This window comes from Microbacterium sp. Leaf203 (genome assembly GCF_001421275.1).
Lineage (GTDB): Bacteria > Actinomycetota > Actinomycetes > Actinomycetales > Microbacteriaceae > Microbacterium > Microbacterium testaceum_A.
Genome location: NZ_LMKF01000022.1, coordinates 325,085 through 342,366, shown reverse-complemented (window position 1 = coordinate 342,366; position 17,282 = coordinate 325,085). Strand labels below are relative to the sequence as shown.

Here is a 17,282-nt window from a genome sequence, read left to right as displayed (position 1 = left end):
TACCGGGAGGATGGGGGCATGCTGCACTCCCTCGTCACCGGCGCCTCGCGCGGGATCGGCCGAGCCATCGCCGTCGCCCTCGCCGCGCGCGGCGACCGCGTCGTCGTCCACTACGGCCACGACCGCGCCGCTGCCGAAGAGACACTCGCCCTGCTCCCCGGAGACGGGCACACGCTTGTCGGCGGCGACCTATCCGACCCGGCGACGGCGGAGCGCGTGGTCGGCGACGTCCTCACGGCGTTCGGACGCATCGACGTCCTGGTGAACAACGCCGCGATCGCCCCGAGCCCCGAGACCTCGCACCCGATCGCGACCGTCGACTACGCCACCTGGCATCGCACGTGGGAGCGGATGGTCGACGTCGACCTGCACGCCCCCGCGAACATGGCCTTCCTCGTCGCGCGATCGCTGATCGAGCGGGGCCTGCCGGGGTCGATCGTGAACGTCGGCTCGCGCGGCGCCTTCCGCGGCGAGCCGGAGTTCCCCGCCTACGGCGCGGCGAAGGCCGGCCTGCACGCGATGGGCCAATCCCTCGCCGTCGCGCTCGCGCCTCACGGCATCGCGGTCACGAGCGTCGCCCCCGGCTTCGTCGGCACCGACCGGCAGCAGCAGAAGCTGACCGGGGCGGAGGGCGACGGCATCCGGGATCAAAGTCCCTTCGGTCGCGTGGCCACGCCCGAAGAGGTGGCGGATGCCGTGGTCTACCTCAGCGCGCCCGGCTCGCAGTGGGCGTCGGGAACGATCCTCGATCTGAACGGCGCCTCGCACCTGCGCACGTGACGGCCGGCACGAGTCAGGATCCCGCCGGACGCCCTGCGGTCATGTGCTCCACGAGAGTGGCGGGAGTGCGCCTTGGCGTGGGCGACAGGGCCGTGTAGACGTCGCCCCACGTGAGCATCAGGTGCGCGCGGCTCCGCGTGACGGCAGTCCATCGCCCGGCCTCGTCCAGTCGTTCCGCGTGATCGCGCAGCGGTGAGGCGTCGGTCATCCATGCTCCCGCGCCGCTGATCTGCCAGGACTCGCGCACGCGACGCGCGAACGGTCGGCTCCTCCACGCCAGCCACGCCCACGGTCCGAGCCACACGGCCGCGCCGAACGCCACGCTCCCCGAGACGGAGGCGGCGTGGTGCGCGACGACGGCTGCGGCGATCCCGCAGAAGAAGCCGATGGTGGGCCAGATGACGGCGGCGTTCCAGGCGAGGCGCTCCTCGGGGGTGCCGTTCGGGGGGAGGACCCGCAGATGCTCGACGACGAGCCCGTGTCCGCTCAGCCGACGTTCGTACGAGCCCCAGGTGCCGCTGACGTGAGAGGGGGAGCCGGTGTTCGATCGCACGGAACGATGGTGCGCCCGCCGGATCCGCTCCGCGAGGATCCTCACGATTCCCATGCGGCAGGCGCGGCGCATCCGAGTCGTGCACACCGGCGAACAGTCGTCTCCACAGCTGTGGATAACTTTGTGGAAAGTGTGTGTGGAAACCGGCACCGCCTGTGCAAATACGTGTGGATAAGCCCGTCATTCGTTAACGTGTTCGAAACTACACGCGCGTAATTCCGCGGAGCGGCGGGTCGTTTTCGGCGCTTCGCCCTGTGGAGAATCCCCGACCGGATGCCACGGCCTCGGGCCTCAGCCCATCAGGCTGCCGAAGATCCTGGCGGCGCCCACAACGCACATCGCGACCCAGAACAGCGTCCACGCCAGCAGCGCGTAACCCCAGATCGCCTCGCCCACGCTCATCCGACCGCGGCGGAAGCGGACACCGAATGCCGCTCCGATGACGAGCACGATCGCGACCACGGCCGCGAGGACGGGCTGCTGCCACACGACCAGCAGAGGAAGGGCGAAGATGATCGCCAGCGCCGCAGCGGTGTAATTCACACCGGTGGACTGCGCCTGCACGACCTGCAGGGCGATGAATGCCACCACGATGAGCGCGATCGCGACGACCTGCAGCCACCCGAGCGCCTTCACCCAGAACGGCAGTCCCGGCCTCTCGATCCCCGCGGCATCCGTTCGATCTTCCGAGATCTCTGTCATGACGTCCCCCTTCGTCGGTCCCCACCCTGGCGGGTCGCGGCGACGTGGCCCGGAGGGGTTGACGCGCGGCGGCGCGGCCGCCTCGTCTCTGTCGACGCGGGCCCACCCAAGGGTTCGCTTCACGGCAACTCAAAAGCCCTCCCGGGCGGCCGATGGCCACCCGTGAGGGCTTTTGAGGGGCTGACGGGAATCGAACCCGCGCTATCTGCTTGGGAAGCAGAAGTTCTGCCATTGAACTACAGCCCCGTGCGCCTCGCGGCGACCCGGCCAGCATAACAGCGTCCGCGCGGCATCCCTCGGCATCCGCCCCGAGACCGCATCCACCGGCGAAACCGCACCCGTTCGTCGAGTGCGCGTTCCTTTGCGTGCGAGGGCGTGCGTTCTCGGCGAACGGATACGTCCTCGCGCACCACACGCGAGACGAACCCCGGTCACCTCGACGCGGCCCACCCGGGCGAACGGGGTGAAACAGGCACCACCGGCGCGGGCCCCGCCCCTAGGCTGGGGCCGTGCTGCTCTCCGATCGCGATATCCGGGCCGAACTCGACGCGAAGCGCCTCGGCCTCGAGCCCTTCGACCCGGCCATGGTCCAGCCCTCGAGCGTCGACGTGCGCCTCGACCGGTACTTCCGGTTGTTCGACAACCACAAGTACCCCTTCATCGACCCGGCCGAGGATCAGCCCGAGCTCACCCGCCTCATCGAGGTCGAGCCCGACGAGCCGTTCATCCTTCACCCGGGGGAGTTCGCGCTCGGATCGACGTTCGAGCGCGTGAGCCTGCCCGACGACGTCGCCGCGCGCCTCGAGGGCAAGTCGTCGCTCGGGCGCCTGGGGCTGCTCACGCACTCCACCGCGGGATTCATCGACCCGGGTTTCTCGGGCCACGTCACCCTGGAGCTGTCGAACGTCGCGACGCTGCCGATCAAGCTGTGGCCCGGCATGAAGATCGGGCAGGTCTGCTACTTCCGGCTCACCTCGCCGGCCGAGAACCCCTACGGCTCCGGCCCCTACGGCAACCGCTACCAGGGGCAGCGCGGACCGACGGCCTCGCGGTCGGCGCTGAACTTCCACCGCACCGACGTCGGTTCGACCGACGCGGGTTCCGCGGGACGCTGACGAAACGACGACGCGGCGGGCTCCCGAGGGAGGTCCCGCCGCGTCGTGTTCTCGATGATCACTCGGATGCCGCGGACTCGCGTCCACGGATGAATCCGGCGTCGAAACCGCGCTCGTAGGCGCGCTCCGCCGCGCGGTGTCCGCGCTCGTGCCGGTGGCCGGGGTGGCCGTGGCGGTGCTCGCCCTGCGCGCCGGAGCCGTCCGCGGCTGCGTGGTCGCCGTCGGGCCGGTGCCCGTCGGTGTGTCCGCCGTGGCGGGGTCCGAAGCCGTGGTGGGCGTTGCCGCCGTCACCGCGTCGGTGGTCGCGCTCGCCGCCGCCGAAGCGGGGGCCGCCGCGCATGCCGGGCCCGAATCCGCGGCCCGAGCCGGGGCCGAACGGGCCGGGACCGAAGCCGAACCCGCGGGGTCCCCGCGGGCCTGCCGTCTCGGCGTCCTCGTCGAGCCCGAGGGTGGCGGAGATCGCGTCGAGAGCGGCGTTGAGGCGCTCGATCTCGTCGGCCGGGACCTGGGAGAGAAGCGCCTGGCGGTCGGCATCCACTCGATCGAGGACCTGACGACCCTCGTCGGTGAGCGTCCAGCCGTCGCCGGCGGGGGCGATCCATCCCTGGTCGGCGAGGGCGCTGATGCGCTTTCCGCCGCGGGCGATGCGGTCGCTGATCCACGGGGCGTCGAGGCGCCCGTCGATCACGGAGAGGACCATCACGGTCTTCGGGTGCAGGTCGCTGTCGCGCAGCTGTGCGAACAGGCGGTGGTGCAGCGCGTGGCCGACCGTCGTGAGGCGGTGGGCGAGGCTGTGGGGATCTGAGGGGGTGGGGGTGTTCATGGAGGGGTCCTTTCGTCGGCGGTCGATCCGCCATTGCATGTCATGTGACAACGAATGTACTGTGACATGTATTCCGGATGCTTGTCAAGCGACATGTAAAATCTCCTCATGTCCACCGACCCCGCCGACGAGATCGCCGCCGCCCTCGGGCGCCTGCGTGGACGACGACCGCGGCCGCCCTTCGCGGCTGACGGCCACCACCACCCGCACGGTGAACACGGCGGCGGGCACGGGGGGCCGTGGGGGCGGGGCGCTCCGCCCTGGGTCGCCGATCCCGCGCACGGGCGCTTCGGCGGCCCCGCGCGGCTGCGCATGCTCGACGCGTTGATCGCGGCATCCGGGTCGCTGTCCGTCAGCGAGATCGGCGAAGCCGTGGGCGTCGATCAACCCCGCGCATCGCGACTCGTGCAGCAGGCGGCGCAGATGGGACTGGTCGTGCGCGAGCCCGACCCCGACGACGCCCGCCGCACGCGTGTGCGCCTCACCCCCGAGGGGGAGGGGCTCGTATCCGGTTTCCGCGGACGTCGACGGGATGCCGTGCGCTCCGCGCTCGAATCCTTCACCGACGCCGAGCGGGTGGAGTTCGCGCGTCTGCTGGCGAAATTCGCCGACTCCTGGCCGCGCGACTGACGTCGTTCTCCCGGCGGGTCAGACGATGACGGCCGGCTTCGCCTTCACCGGGATGAGCAGCAGCAATCCCGCGCCGAGGATCAGCACGATGCCCAGGATGCCGAGACGCGTGTCGCCCGTGATGCCCACGAACAGGGCGAACAGCCCGGGAGCGAGGAACGACACGGCGCGACCCGTCGTGGCGTAGAGACCGAAGATCTCACCCTCGCGCCCCTCAGGAGCGACGCGGGCGAGGAAGGACCGGCTCGCCGACTGGACGGGGCCGACGAAGGCGCACAGGCCGAGGCCGGTGATCCAGAAGGCGCCCTGCGACGTCCCGATGAAGAGGACGGCCCCGCCGAGCACGATGAGTCCGATCAGTGAGATGACGATGACGCGCTTCGGGCCGAACCGATCGTCGAAGCGGCCCGCGACGAACGTGCTCACCCCCGCCACCACGTTCGCCGCCACCGCGAAGTACAAGACCTGCGTCGAGCTGAAGCCGAACACCTGCGCGGCGATGATCGCGCCGAAGGTGAAGACGCCGGCGAGCCCGTCGCGGAAGACGGCACTCGCCACGAGGAAGAGCAGTACCTCCCGGCTGTCGCGCCAGAGCGAACGCAGCGTGCCCCACAACACCACGTAGGAGCGGAAGAAACCGACCCGCACCTGGCGGCTGCGGGCGGGGATCTCCGGAACGCGCAGCAGCACCGGGATCGCGAACGCACCGAACCAGAGCGCGGATGCCAAGACGGCGAGGCGGATGTTCCATCCACCCTCCTTGGTCACGGCGAGGAGCCCACCGGCATCCGGATCTCCGAAGCTCTGGATGAAGAGCACCAGCAGCAGAAGGAGCAGCACGATGCCGCCGACGTAGCCCATCCCCCAGCCGAAGCCCGAGACGCGGCCGATGTTCTCGCGGGTGGAGACCTGCGTCAGCATCGCGTAGTAGTTGACGCTCGCGAACTCGAAGAAGACGTTGCCGACCGCGATCAGGGTCGCGCCCAGCACGAGGAACCCGGGGGTGCCCTCGACGAACACCATCGCCGCCATGGCCAGCACGACGAGGCCGGTGTTGATGCCGAGCCAGAGCTTGCGGCGGCCGGTTCCATCGGAGCGCTGACCGAGCACCGGGGCGACCAGGGCCACCACGATCCCCGCGATCATCAGCGCGACACCCACCAGGCTCGCGTTGTCGGCGAGGGCGCGCACGAGGGCCGGGTCCTTGTCGTTCCCGTTCGCGGCGGCCACGATCGTCGGGTCGACGAAGAGCTGGCTGGCCAGATAAGTGCTGAAGACGAAGGTCGTCACGACCGCGTTGAACGCCGCCGACCCCCAGTCCCAGAGGGCCCAGGCGATCACCGGTCGACGGTCGGTGGCGGGGGCTGCGGTGGTTCCGGGGGAGGACATGTCGGTCACGCTAGGGTCCTTCGGTGAACGCCCGGTACGGCCGGGGAGGCAGCCGCGCCGTCGTCGGCGCGCGGGTTCAGGTTAGACCCCGGCCCGCGCGAGAGCGCGGAGGAGACTACCGTGGAGGCATGGCATCCGAAACCCCCATCGACTCCGCTGAAGCCGAGACCACTCCCGAGAAGCTCACCTTCGCCGATCTGGGACTGGATGCCGCTGTGCTCAAGGCCCTGAAAGACGTGGGCTACGAGACCCCGTCCGCGATCCAGGCGGCCACGATCCCCGTGCTGCTGCAGGGCCGCGACGTCGTCGGCCTCGCCCAGACCGGAACCGGCAAGACCGCCGCCTTCGCGCTGCCCGTGCTGTCGCAGATGGAGACCGGGCATAAGAATCCGCAGGCCCTCGTGCTCGCGCCCACCCGCGAGCTCGCGCTGCAGGTGTGCGAGGCGTTCGAGAAGTACGCCGCGCACATCAAGGGCGTCTCGGTGCTGCCCGTCTACGGCGGCCAGGGCTACGGCCAGCAGCTGTCGGCCCTGCGCCGCGGCGTCGACATCGTCGTGGGCACCCCCGGCCGCATCATGGACCACCTCGACAAGGGCACCCTCGACCTGAGCGAGCTGAAGTACCTCGTGCTCGACGAGGCCGACGAGATGCTCAAGATGGGCTTCGCCGAAGACGTCGAGACGATCCTCGCCGACACCCCCTCGACCAAGCAGGTCGCGCTGTTCTCGGCGACCATGCCCGCGCAGATCCGTCGCATCTCGGCGCAGTACCTCAACGATCCCGAAGAGATCACGGTCAAGACCAAGACCGCGACCTCGACCAACATCACCCAGCGCTACCTGATCGTGTCGTACCAGCAGAAGATCGACGCCCTCACGCGCATCCTCGAGGTCGAGAACTTCGAGGGCATGATCGTCTTCACCCGCACCAAGAACGAGACCGAGACGGTCGCCGAGAAGCTGCGCGCCCGCGGTTACACCGCCGCCGCGATCAACGGCGATGTGGCCCAAGTGCAGCGCGAGCGCACGGTCAACCAGCTCAAGAGCGGCAAGCTCGACATCCTCGTCGCCACCGACGTGGCCGCGCGCGGTCTCGACGTCGACCGCATCAGTCATGTCGTCAACTACGACCTGCCCATCGACACCGAGTCGTACGTGCACCGCATCGGCCGCACGGGCCGTGCCGGACGCACGGGAGATGCGATCAGCTTCGTCACGCCGCGCGAGCGCCGCATGCTCACCGCGATCGAGAAGGCCACGCGCCAGCCGCTGACCGAGATGTCGCTGCCGAGCGTCGACGACGTCAACGCCACGCGCCTCACGCGCTTCGACGACGCCATCACCACGGCCCTCGAGGACACCGCCGCGATCGCGACGTTCCGCGACGTGGTGGCCCACTACGTGTCGCACCACGACGTGCCCGAGGCCGACGTGGCCGCGGCCCTCGCCGTGGTCGCCCAGGGCGACACCCCGCTGCTGCTCGAGGCCGAGGCCTTCCGCCAGCAGCGGTTCGACAACGACCGCCCCGCGCGCGACTCCGGTTCTCGCGAGGGAGGATCCCGCGACGGCGGTCCGCGTCGCGACTCCTCGGGTCGCTTCGCGACGTACCGCATCGCGGTGGGTCGTCGTCAGCGCGTCGAGCCCCGTCAGATCGTCGGCGCCCTCGCGAACGAGGGTGGTCTGCGCCGCAACGACTTCGGTGCGATTCAGATCCGTCAGGACTTCTCGCTCGTCGAGCTGCCCGTCGACCTGTCGAACGACACGATCGACCGCCTCGCCGACACCCGCATCTCGGGCCAGCTCATCGACCTGCGCCTCGACCAGGGCGGCCGTTCGGCCAAGCGCAGCGACCGGCCGCAGCGCCGCGATCGCGACCGCGACTGAGTCCACGGCATCCGTTCGACGCCCCCGTACCCCGGTGAGGGTGCGGGGGCGTCGGCGTGGTGGGATGGCGGGCGCCTTCAGGCGGAACATGTCCCACTTTTGGCTGCCTGGGGTGCGCGTGGGCCGCCCATTTCGGGACATGGTCTGCGCAGATGGGGACATGGGTGGAGGGATGCCGTGACACGGCGCTGCGCAGAAGAGCCCGGGGCCGCGCGCGGGTGGGCGCGCGGGGCGACCGAGCTAGGTGGCATCCGGAAGTTGAGCCAATTCATATCAAGTCGCCTTGACCTCGCGAACGGGCTCCGATAGCCTTGAGTCATCGCGGCTCAACCCGCGAAGAGACTTTCACCAGAACCCCGAGTGCGGCAACGGCCGCGCTCACAAGCAAGGAGACACATATGCCCCGTGCAGTGGGAATCGACCTCGGTACGACCAACTCCGTCGTGAGCGTGCTCGAGGGTGGCGAGCCCAAGGTCATCGCCAACGCCGAGGGTTTCCGCACGACCCCCTCGGTCGTCGCCTTCACGAAGGACGGCGAGGTGCTCGTCGGCGAGACCGCCAAGCGCCAGGCCGTCACCAACGTCGACCGCACCATCTCCAGCGTGAAGCGCCACATGGGCACCACCTGGAGCTTCGACGTCGACGGCAAGAAGTGGACGCCGCAGGAGATCTCGGCCCGCATCCTGCAGAAGCTCAAGCGCGACGCCGAGGAGTACCTCGGTGACAGCGTGACCGATGCGGTCATCACCGTCCCCGCGTACTTCAACGACGCCGAGCGTCAGGCCACCAAGGAGGCCGGTGAGATCGCGGGCCTCAACGTGCTGCGCATCATCAACGAGCCCACCGCTGCGGCCCTCGCCTACGGCCTCGACAAGGGCAAGGAAGACGAGCTCATCCTCGTCTTCGACCTCGGTGGCGGAACGTTCGACGTCTCGCTGCTCGAGGTGGGCAAGGACGACGACTTCTCCACCATCCAGGTGCGCGCCACCTCGGGTGACAACCGCCTCGGTGGAGACGACTGGGACCAGCGCGTCGTCGACTACCTCATCAAGCAGTTCAAGGACACGACCGGTGTCGACGTCTCGGGCGACAAGATCGCCCTCCAGCGTCTGAAGGAAGCGGCCGAGCAGGCCAAGAAGGAACTGTCTAGCTCCACCTCGACCAGCATCAACCTGCCCTACCTGTCGCTCACCGACTCGGGCCCCGTCTCGCTCAGCGAGACCCTCACGCGCGCCAAGTTCGAGGACCTCACCAAGGACCTTCTCGACCGCACCCGCAAGCCCTTCTCCGACGTCATCCGCGAGGCCGGCGTCAAGGTCGACGACATCGCCCACGTGGTGCTCGTCGGCGGCTCGACCCGCATGCCGGCGGTCGCCGAGCTGGTCAAGAAGGAGACCGGTAAGGACGCCAACAAGGGCGTGAACCCCGACGAGGTCGTGGCCGTGGGTGCAGCCCTCCAGGCCGGTGTCCTCAAGGGCGAGCGCAAGGACGTCCTGCTCATCGACGTCACCCCCCTGAGCCTCGGTATCGAGACCAAGGGCGGCATCATGACCAAGCTCATCGAGCGCAACACGGCCATCCCGACCAAGCGCAGCGAGACCTTCACCACCGCCGACGACAACCAGCCGTCGGTCGCGATCCAGGTCTTCCAGGGCGAGCGCGAGTTCACCCGCGACAACAAGCCGCTCGGTACCTTCGAGCTCACCGGCATCGCGCCGGCTCCCCGCGGCATCCCGCAGGTGGAGGTCACCTTCGACATCGACGCGAACGGCATCGTGCACGTCTCGGCGAAGGACAAGGGCACCGGCAAGGAGCAGTCGATGACCATCACGGGCGGCTCCTCGCTGCCCAAGGAGGACATCGAGCGCATGGTGCGCGAGGCCGAAGAGAACGCGGCCGACGACAAGAAGCGCCGCGAGTCCGCCGAGACCCGCAACCAGGCCGAGACCCTGTCGTACTCGATCGAGAAGCTGATCAAGGAGAACGACGACAAGCTCCCCGCCGAGGTCAAGACCGAGGTGCAGGGCGATGTCGACGCTCTCAAGACGGCTCTCGCCGGTGACGACGACGACGCGGTCAAGACCGCGTTCGACAAGCTGAACGCCAGCCAGGGCAAGCTCGGCGAGGCCATCTACGCCTCGTCGCAGGCCGCGGGCGAGCAGGCCGACCCCAACGTGGGCCAGCCCGGCAACGGCGAGACGCCGAACCCCGAGGAAGACGTCATCGACGCCGAGGTCGTCGACGACGAGAACCCCGACGAGAACAAGAAGTAAGCAGAGAACATGGCACACAAGGACGACGAACAGCCCACGGGCTCGGGCGCCGGTCCTGACGAGACGGGGCCGGAGGAGAACACCTCCGGCCCCGCGCCGTCGGGCGACCAGCCTCAGACCGCAGGGACGGATGCCGATGGCCTGACCATCGACGACATCCTCGGCGCCGAGCAGACGCCCGAGGCCGCCGCAGAGGGGGCATCCTCCGACAAGGAGGCCTCGCTGCTGATCGACCTCAAGCGCCTGCAGGCCGAGTACGCCAACTACCGTCGGCGCACCGAGGAGCAGCGCGAGCGCGAGATCGAGCGCGCCAAGGGCGAGGCCGTGAAGGGCCTGCTGCCCGTCATGGACGACCTCGACCGCGCCGCCAAGCACGGTGACCTCGTCGAGGGCAGCCCGCTCTCGGCGATCGGCGACAAGGTGCGCGCCGTGGCCGAGCGCCTCGGTGTGGTGTCGTACGGCGCCGTGGGCGACGTGTTCGACCCGCAGCAGCACGAGGCGATCTTCCAGGCCCCCACCCCCGGCGTGACCGAGACCACGATCCTCGAGGTCGTCGAGGTCGGCTACCGCCTCGGTTCGGTCGAACTGCGGCCGGCCAAGGTCGTCGTCGCCGTGCCGGCCGAATAGGAGGACCCATGGCGAGTCAGGACTGGTTCGACAAGGACTTCTACAAAGTCCTCGGTGTCGACAAGAGCGTCAGCGCTGCCGATCTGAAGAAGACGTACCGCAAGCTCGCGCGCCAGTACCACCCCGACTCGAACCCGGGAGACGCGAAGGCCGAAGCGAAGTTCAAGGAGATCAGCGAGGCCTACTCGGTGCTCAACGACCCCGAGCAGCGCGAGGAGTACGACCAGATCCGGGCCATGGGCTCGGGGGCGCGCTTCTCGGCTCCCGGGGCCGGAGCGGGCGGTGGCTTCGACGACGTCTTCAGCCGGTTCGGTCAGGGGCGGCAGGCGCCATCGGGCGGCTTCGACGACTTCTTCACGATGTTCGATCAGCAGGGCGGCGGCTTCGGCTCCGGCCGGTTCGGTCAGACGACGGGAGGGTTCCGCGGCTTCGGCGGCCCGCAGAAGGGCGCTGACGTCTCGGCCCGCACGACGCTCGACTTCGTCACCGCGGCCAAGGGTGAGACCATCACCCTCGCGGGCGAGGACAACGTGCCGTTCAAGGTGAAGATCCCCGCCGGCGTGTCCGACGGGCAGAAGATCCGGCTGCGCGGGCGTGGACGCAAGTCCCCCGACGGCGGCGAGAGCGGCGACATCGTCGTGACCGTCGCCGTGCGCCCCCACCCGGTCTTCACGCGCGACGGACTCAACCTGCGCATCACCGTGCCGGTCACCTTCACCGAGGCCGCTCTCGGTGCGACGATAGAGGTTCCGACGCTCGGCGGCGACCCCGTGCGCTTGCGCGTGGCCCCCGGCACCCCCTCGGGACGCGTGTTGCGCGTCAAGGGTCGCGGGATCTCGACCACCAAGGGCACCGGCGACCTGCTCGCCGAGGTCCAGGTCGCGGTGCCCACGCATCTCGACGATGCCGCGCGCGAGGCCCTCGAGCGGTTCCACGAACTGGAGCCGAAAGAGAATCCCCGCGCCGACCTCATGGCCAAGGCGCGATAGACACACGCGCGTCGCCGAGGTTCTCGGCATCCGATACGACAGGATGCCGAGAACCCGGCACCCGCATCCGGCACGACGAAAGAGGTGAAGACGTGTCCGAAAGAGAGATCGACGAAGACGCCCCGATCTTCGCCATCGCCGCAGCCGCCGAGCTGTCGAACATGCACCCGCAGACCCTGCGGCAGTACGACCGGCTCGGCCTCGTCGTGCCCGCGCGGACCCAGGGCGGTTCGCGGCGGTACTCGAGCCGTCACGTCCAGCAGTTGCGCGAGGTCGCGCGCCTGTCGGGCGAGGGGATGAGCCTGCCGGCCATCGCGCGCCTCCTCGCGCTCGAGGAGCGCGTCCACGAGCTCGCGCGTCGCGTGAACGACCTCGAGCGTCAGCTCACGATCGAGCGGCAGTCGCGCCCCGGTGCCCGCGTCTTCGCGGCCGGGGCCACCGGTTCGGTCGTCACGCTGCGCCACGGAGCGCGCGTGCGCCGAGCCACCGACATCGTGCTGTGGCGTCCGCGCGACATGCACGGCGACTGACGCCGCCCCGCGCTGCGCGAGGTCTGTGCGCCGTGCGAGGTTCCTGGGCGTGGCGAAACGGGCCGGGATGCCGCGGGCGCGCCGGGCTTCGACGGGCTCAGCCGCCCCTCCCGGCTCAGGCCGGGTCGATCCGCAACACGGTCGGCGCCTCGCCGACCTGCAGGTCGTCGACCACTCGGATCGTGCGCGCCACGGCATCCACCTCGTCGATCACCGTGCCGAAACGCTGGCGGTCCGAGCACACCGCCGTGACGGTCACGAAGTGCGAGCCGGTGTCCCACGTGTACGTGGCGAACGGAGGAGTCGTGGGATCGTTCGGCAGCGGCATCGCGAGCTTCTCGCCGACGCCGAGGTGCGGATTGCGGAACGACTCGGTGTCGTCGTACTCCATGGGCATCATCGCCCGCGCCGTACGCAGCTGCGGTGTGGCCTCCTGCAGCTGCGCCATGACGACGAGCAGTTCGGGGTCGCTCTTCCAGACCCACACGAGCACGCGCCCGCCCGCGCGGCGCATGAGCAGGGGCGCCGCCTGGCTGAGGATCCACGCGAAGGCTCCACCGCCCGGGCGGGGAGCAGCGCCCGCGGCCTGATTGGCCTGGCTCAGCAGCATGCCGATCGCCGCCTTGCGGTGGCGTCGGCCGCGGAATCCGAGGGAGCCGGTCACGGGCACCCAGAGGTCGGCGGGAGCGTCGGCCTGCAGTCGAGACATGGGCTCAGCCTACGATCCGGCTCCTGAGAGGGGGATGCCGATGAGCCGCGTTCGCGACGAGAGAACGCTCCCACACGGGGAGGGGTCGCCGATGTCGGAGGTCGGTGCCAGGCTGGACTCCGCGGTCATCGCGACCGCGTCGATCTCTCGGAGGGCCTCGTGCTCGGCAAACTCCTCATCCGCTATCTCTCGCGCTATCGTTGGCTGCTGGTCGCCATCCTCGTCTTCCAGGCCGCGTCCGCGGTGGCGACGCTGTACCTGCCGCGACTGAACGCCGACATCATCAACCTCGGCGTCGCCCGGGGCGACACCGGGTTCATCTGGTCGCGCGGCGGGCTCATGCTCGTCATCTCGCTCGGCCAGATCGTGGCCTCGATCATCGCCACCTACTTCGCCGCCCGGGCCGCGATGGCCGCGGGCCGCGACATCCGCCTCGACGTGTTCGAGCGCGTGAGCGGCTTCTCCGAGCGCGAGCTGTCGCAGTTCGGCGCGGGGTCGCTGATCACCCGCAACACCAACGACGTGCAGCAGGTGCAGATGCTCGCGATGATGGGCGCCACCATGCTGGTCAGCGCCCCTCTGCTGGCCATCGGCGGCATCGTCATGGCCCTGCAGCAAGACGTCGGGCTCAGCTGGCTCATCGCGGTGGCCGTGCCCGTCCTGGTGATCGTGGCCGGGCTCATCATCGCGCGGATGGTCCCGCTGTTCCGCAGCTACCAGACCAAGCTCGACGGCGTGAACCGCGTCATGCGCGAGCAGCTCACCGGCGTGCGCGTCGTGCGCGCCTTCGTCCGCGAGCGCATCGAAGAAGAGCGCTTCCGCGAGGCGAACACCGACATCCTCGTCGTCGGCCGCAAGGTCGGTTCGCTCTTCGTGCTGCTGTTCCCCCTCGCGATGCTCGTCCTGAACGTCACGGTGGTGGGCGTCATCTGGTTCGGTGGCATCCAGGTCGACGCCGGAGGGGTCGAGATCGGCACCCTGTTCGCCTTCATCCAGTACGTGGCGCAGATCCTGGGCGGCGTGCTCATGGCCAGCTTCATGACGGTGATGATCCCGCGCGCCGCCGTCTCGGCCGAGCGCATCGGCGAGGTCCTCGACAGCCGGTCGACGCTCGAACGCCCGGCGAACCCGGTCGAGCGCCTGCCCGAGCCCGGCGCGGTGCAGTTCGACGACGTCTCGTTCGCCTACCCGGGCGCCGAGTCGCCCGTCGTCTCCGGAATCAGCTTCGCCGCACGTCCCGGTGAGACCGTCGCGATCGTGGGGTCGACGGGAGCGGGCAAGACGACGCTCGTCTCGCTGCTGCCGCGGCTCTTCGACGTGACCTCGGGAGCCGTGCGCGTCGGCGGGGTCGACGTTCGCGAGGCCGACCTCGATGTGCTGTGGAAGAGCATCGGTCTCGTGCCGCAGCGGCCGTTCCTGTTCAGCGGCACGGTGGCGTCCAACCTGCGGTTCGGCCGCGAAGACGCCACCGACGATGAGCTGTGGCATGCCCTCGAGATCGCGCAGGGTCGCGACTTCGTCGAAGCGATGGACGGAAAGCTCGAGGGGCGCATCGCCCAGGGCGGAACGAACGTCTCGGGCGGCCAGCGCCAACGCCTCGCCATCGCGCGGGCGATCGTCCACCGGCCGGCCGTGCTGGTCTTCGACGACTCGTTCTCGGCGCTCGACCTGAGTACCGACGCTCGATTGCGACAAGCTCTGTGGCGCGAGCTCCCCGAGGTGACCAAGATCGTCGTGGCCCAGCGCGTGTCGACCATCACGGGCGCCGACCGCATCGTGGTGCTCGAAGACGGCCGAATGGCGGGTCTGGGTACGCACGATGAGCTCCTGGCCACCAGCGCCACCTATCGCGAGATCGTCGAGTCGCAGCTGGGGGTCGAGGCATGAGCACCGTGGACGCCCTCACCGAAGAAGAACGCGCAGAGCTCGAGCTCGCCGAGCAGGCGCGGGTGAACTCCGGCAGCTGGGACAGCGTCGCGCCCGGCAAGGCGTCGAACTTCGGCCCGAGCTTCCGTCGCCTGCTCGGCCTCCTCCGGCCATACGCTGCCGCTTTCGTGTTCGTGTCGATCCTCGGCGCCATCGGCGTCGTCCTCGCCGTGCTCGCCCCGCGCGTGCTCGGAGACGCGACGAACATCATCTTCGAGGGCGTCGTGTCGAAGGGACTCGCGCAGCAGTTCCCCGCCGGCACCTCGCAGACCGAGGTGGTCGACGCCCTGCGGGCCGCCGGGCAGAACGACATCGCCAACATCGTCGGAGCGATGAGCAACTTCTCCGTCGGTGCCGGGGTCGACTTCGACGCCCTGCGCGTCGTCATCGTGACGGTGCTCGCGATCTACGTCGGCTCGTCGCTGCTGTCGTGGATCCAGGGGTACGTCATCAACGTCATCATGGTTCGCACGATGTGGCGCCTGCGCGAAGACGTCGAGGCCAAGATCAACCGCCTGCCGCTGTCGTACTTCGACCGCGTGCAGCGTGGAGAGCTGATCTCGCGCGTCACCAACGACATCGACAACATCACGCAGACGATGCAGCAGTCCCTCTCGAGTGCGCTGACGTCGGTGCTCACCGTGGTGGGCGTGCTCATCATGATGTTCACCATCTCGTGGCAGCTCGCTCTCGTGGCCCTCGTCTCGCTGCCGCTCATGGCCGTGATCTTCGGCGTCATCGGTCCGAAGTCGCAGAAGGCCTTCGGCGAGCAGTGGAAGAAGGTCGGCCGCCTCAACGCCCGCGTCGAGGAGTCGTTCTCGGGCCACGCGCTGGTCAAGGTCTACGGCCGCGAGAAGGACGCCCGCGAGAAGTTCGAGGCCGAGAACGAAGAGCTGTACCAGGCCAGCTTCAAGGCGCAGTTCCTCTCCGGCATGATCATGCCGGGCATGATGTTCGTCGGAAACCTCACCTACGTCGGCATCGCCGTTCTCGGCGGTCTCATGGTGGCCGGCGGGCAGATCCGCCTCGGCGACGTGCAGGCCTTCATCCAGTACTCGCAGCAGTTCACCCAGCCGCTGTCGCAGCTGGGTGGCATGGCCGCGGTCGTGCAGTCGGGCACCGCCTCGGCCGAGCGCGTGTTCGCCCTCCTCGACGCCGACGAGCAGGAGCCGGACTCGGCCGATGCCCCGGCGCACGTCGACGGCCGGGGAGTGATCGAGTTCGAGAACGTGCGGTTCTCGTATACGCCCGATCGCCCCCTGATCACCGACCTGTCGTTCCGCGTCGAACCCGGTCAGACGGTCGCCATCGTGGGTCCGACCGGTGCGGGCAAGACCACGCTGGTCAACCTGATCATGCGGTTCTACGAACTCGACGGCGGGCGCATCCTGCTCGACGGGCAGGACATCGCCGAACTCCGTCGTGACGACGTGCGCTCCCGCACCGGCATGGTCCTGCAGGACCCGTGGCTGTTCGCCGGATCCATCCGCGACAACATCCGCTACGGGCGCGAGAGCGCCACCGACGAAGAGATCGTCGAGGCCGCCGTCGCCACGCGCGTCGACCAGTTCGTGCACTCCCTCCCCGAGGGGTACGACACCGTGCTCGACGAAGACGCCGCCAACGTCTCGGCGGGAGAGAAGCAGCTCATCACGATCGCGCGGGCGTTCGTCGCCCGCCCCTCGGTGCTGATCCTCGACGAAGCCACGTCGTCGGTCGACACGCGCACCGAGCTGCTGCTCCAGCAGGCCATGGCGGCGTTGCGCGAGGGGCGCACCTCGTTCGTGATCGCGCACCGCCTCTCGACCATCCGCGACGCCGACCTCATCCTCGTGATGGAGCACGGCGACATCGTCGAGAAGGGCTCGCACGACGAGCTCATCGCAACCGAGGGCGCGTACTACCGCCTCTACCGCTCGCAGTTCGAGCAGGCGACCGCCGACCTCGACGCCACCGGGGCCGAGGCGTCGTCGGCCGACGACCCGCAGCGCACCCCGACCACCGACGACGCCGTGGTGGTGTCGGCGCTGGCGGCCGCGGCATCCGAGGTCCCCGCTGCGGCCGGCACCGACGGGCCGCCGCGCCCCGCGCAGGGCGTGCCCGCGCCCGACGCGCGCCTCGACGGACAGCCGTAACGCCGCCCGCCCGCCCGCCGCGAAGCCCGCTCGGTCTCCCGCCGAGCGGGCTTCGTCGTGTCGGGGTCCACGGGGGCAGTGCGACACCTGTGGAGCGCCCCAGAGCCCCGAAACCCGCTCGGGTACAGTGGACGGGCGCATGCACCTGCCTCTGCGAACCGACCGCCGCATAGATAGGCCTCACCCCTCGTGACCACTCCTGCGACGCCCGCCGATCC

At 69.5% G+C, this 17,282-nt stretch carries 15 protein-coding genes and 1 tRNA gene; 10 read left to right on the top strand and 6 right to left on the bottom strand.

The features are described 5' to 3' along the window. Nucleotides 1–18 precede the first annotated feature (18 nt). The gene (locus tag ASE56_RS02830) at nt 19–780 is read left to right on the top strand and encodes an SDR family NAD(P)-dependent oxidoreductase (protein ID WP_056224735.1); all 762 of its coding nucleotides are present in this window, start codon (nt 19–21) and stop codon (nt 778–780) included. Nucleotides 781–793: 13 nt separating this feature from the next. Here the strand turns inward: ASE56_RS02830 and ASE56_RS02825 are convergent, their stop codons facing one another. From ASE56_RS02825 to ASE56_RS02815, 3 genes are all read right to left on the bottom strand, one after another. Beyond that, entirely contained in the window at nt 794–1,333 is a 540-nt protein-coding gene (locus tag ASE56_RS02825) for a DUF6611 family protein (RefSeq protein ID WP_156371585.1), read from the bottom strand. Between the two features lie 291 nt (nt 1,334–1,624). Beyond that, the gene (locus ASE56_RS02820) at nt 1,625–2,035 is read right to left on the bottom strand and encodes a hypothetical protein (protein ID WP_056224732.1); all 411 of its coding nucleotides are present in this window, start codon (nt 2,033–2,035) and stop codon (nt 1,625–1,627) included. 175 nt (nt 2,036–2,210) lie between these two features. Next, a tRNA-Gly gene (locus tag ASE56_RS02815) sits at nt 2,211–2,281 on the bottom strand. Between the two features lie 263 nt (nt 2,282–2,544). Here ASE56_RS02815 and dcd point away from each other — a divergent pair. Next, complete coding sequence (gene dcd, locus ASE56_RS02810) at nt 2,545–3,150, top strand: dCTP deaminase (RefSeq protein WP_056224730.1); 606 nt, start codon at nt 2,545–2,547, stop codon at nt 3,148–3,150. 58 nt (nt 3,151–3,208) lie between these two features. Here the strand turns inward: dcd and ASE56_RS02805 are convergent, their stop codons facing one another. Next, a complete protein-coding gene (locus ASE56_RS02805; protein ID WP_056224727.1) occupies nt 3,209–3,973 on the bottom strand; it encodes a hypothetical protein in 765 nt (254 codons plus the stop codon). A gap of 108 nt (nt 3,974–4,081) precedes the next feature. Between ASE56_RS02805 and ASE56_RS16470 the strand changes: the two genes are divergently transcribed. Beyond that, nucleotides 4,082–4,603, top strand: coding sequence for a MarR family winged helix-turn-helix transcriptional regulator (locus tag ASE56_RS16470; RefSeq protein ID WP_074694624.1), 522 nt, complete (start codon nt 4,082–4,084; stop codon nt 4,601–4,603). Between the two features lie 18 nt (nt 4,604–4,621). Here the strand turns inward: ASE56_RS16470 and ASE56_RS02795 are convergent, their stop codons facing one another. Then, nucleotides 4,622–5,992 carry an MFS transporter gene (locus tag ASE56_RS02795; protein WP_056228083.1) on the bottom strand — a complete coding sequence of 457 codons (1,371 nt, stop codon included), beginning with the start codon at nt 5,990–5,992 and terminating at the stop codon, nt 4,622–4,624. Nucleotides 5,993–6,120: 128 nt separating this feature from the next. On the opposite strand from ASE56_RS02795, the gene ASE56_RS02790 reads away from it, so the two are divergent. The 5 genes from ASE56_RS02790 to ASE56_RS02770 all read left to right on the top strand — a co-directional run bounded on the left by ASE56_RS02790 (nt 6,121) and on the right by ASE56_RS02770 (nt 12,294). After that, nucleotides 6,121–7,875 carry a DEAD/DEAH box helicase gene (locus ASE56_RS02790; RefSeq protein WP_056224725.1) on the top strand — a complete coding sequence of 585 codons (1,755 nt, stop codon included), beginning with the start codon at nt 6,121–6,123 and terminating at the stop codon, nt 7,873–7,875. Nucleotides 7,876–8,273: 398 nt separating this feature from the next. Further along, nucleotides 8,274–10,148 carry a molecular chaperone DnaK gene (dnaK, locus tag ASE56_RS02785; RefSeq protein WP_056224723.1) on the top strand — a complete coding sequence of 625 codons (1,875 nt, stop codon included), beginning with the start codon at nt 8,274–8,276 and terminating at the stop codon, nt 10,146–10,148. A gap of 9 nt (nt 10,149–10,157) precedes the next feature. Next, nucleotides 10,158–10,775, top strand: coding sequence for a nucleotide exchange factor GrpE (locus ASE56_RS02780; protein WP_056224721.1), 618 nt, complete (start codon nt 10,158–10,160; stop codon nt 10,773–10,775). 8 nt (nt 10,776–10,783) lie between these two features. Continuing rightward, nucleotides 10,784–11,764, top strand: coding sequence for a DnaJ C-terminal domain-containing protein (locus ASE56_RS02775; protein WP_056224719.1), 981 nt, complete (start codon nt 10,784–10,786; stop codon nt 11,762–11,764). Between the two features lie 92 nt (nt 11,765–11,856). Continuing rightward, nucleotides 11,857–12,294, top strand: coding sequence for a heat shock protein transcriptional repressor HspR (locus ASE56_RS02770; RefSeq protein WP_056224717.1), 438 nt, complete (start codon nt 11,857–11,859; stop codon nt 12,292–12,294). A gap of 115 nt (nt 12,295–12,409) precedes the next feature. Here the strand turns inward: ASE56_RS02770 and ASE56_RS02765 are convergent, their stop codons facing one another. Then, complete coding sequence (locus tag ASE56_RS02765) at nt 12,410–13,003, bottom strand: hypothetical protein (protein WP_056224715.1); 594 nt, start codon at nt 13,001–13,003, stop codon at nt 12,410–12,412. Between the two features lie 159 nt (nt 13,004–13,162). Here ASE56_RS02765 and ASE56_RS02760 point away from each other — a divergent pair, with 159 nt between their 5' ends. Both ASE56_RS02760 and ASE56_RS02755 read left to right on the top strand, forming a co-directional pair. Beyond that, complete coding sequence (locus tag ASE56_RS02760; RefSeq protein ID WP_056224713.1) at nt 13,163–14,890, top strand: ABC transporter ATP-binding protein; 1,728 nt, start codon at nt 13,163–13,165, stop codon at nt 14,888–14,890. Beyond that, entirely contained in the window at nt 14,887–17,064 is a 2,178-nt protein-coding gene (locus ASE56_RS02755; RefSeq protein WP_235556915.1) for an ABC transporter ATP-binding protein, read from the top strand. Before ASE56_RS02760 ends, ASE56_RS02755 begins: the two co-directional genes overlap by 4 nt. Nucleotides 17,065–17,282 lie beyond the last annotated feature (218 nt).

Coding starts and splice junctions, on each gene's coding strand:
- ASE56_RS02830 (WP_056224735.1), top strand. CDS start 19: ATGCTGCACTCCCTCGTCACCGGCGCCTCGCGCGGGATCGGCCGAGCC.
- ASE56_RS02820 (WP_056224732.1), bottom strand. CDS start 2,035: ATGACAGAGATCTCGGAAGATCGAACGGATGCCGCGGGGATCGAGAGG.
- ASE56_RS02805 (WP_056224727.1), bottom strand. CDS start 3,973: ATGAACACCCCCACCCCCTCAGATCCCCACAGCCTCGCCCACCGCCTC.
- ASE56_RS16470 (WP_074694624.1), top strand. CDS start 4,082: ATGTCCACCGACCCCGCCGACGAGATCGCCGCCGCCCTCGGGCGCCTG.
- ASE56_RS02795 (WP_056228083.1), bottom strand. CDS start 5,992: ATGTCCTCCCCCGGAACCACCGCAGCCCCCGCCACCGACCGTCGACCG.
- ASE56_RS02790 (WP_056224725.1), top strand. CDS start 6,121: ATGGCATCCGAAACCCCCATCGACTCCGCTGAAGCCGAGACCACTCCC.
- dnaK (WP_056224723.1), top strand. CDS start 8,274: ATGCCCCGTGCAGTGGGAATCGACCTCGGTACGACCAACTCCGTCGTG.
- ASE56_RS02780 (WP_056224721.1), top strand. CDS start 10,158: ATGGCACACAAGGACGACGAACAGCCCACGGGCTCGGGCGCCGGTCCT.
- ASE56_RS02775 (WP_056224719.1), top strand. CDS start 10,784: ATGGCGAGTCAGGACTGGTTCGACAAGGACTTCTACAAAGTCCTCGGT.
- ASE56_RS02765 (WP_056224715.1), bottom strand. CDS start 13,003: ATGTCTCGACTGCAGGCCGACGCTCCCGCCGACCTCTGGGTGCCCGTG.
- ASE56_RS02755 (WP_235556915.1), top strand. CDS start 14,887: ATGAGCACCGTGGACGCCCTCACCGAAGAAGAACGCGCAGAGCTCGAG.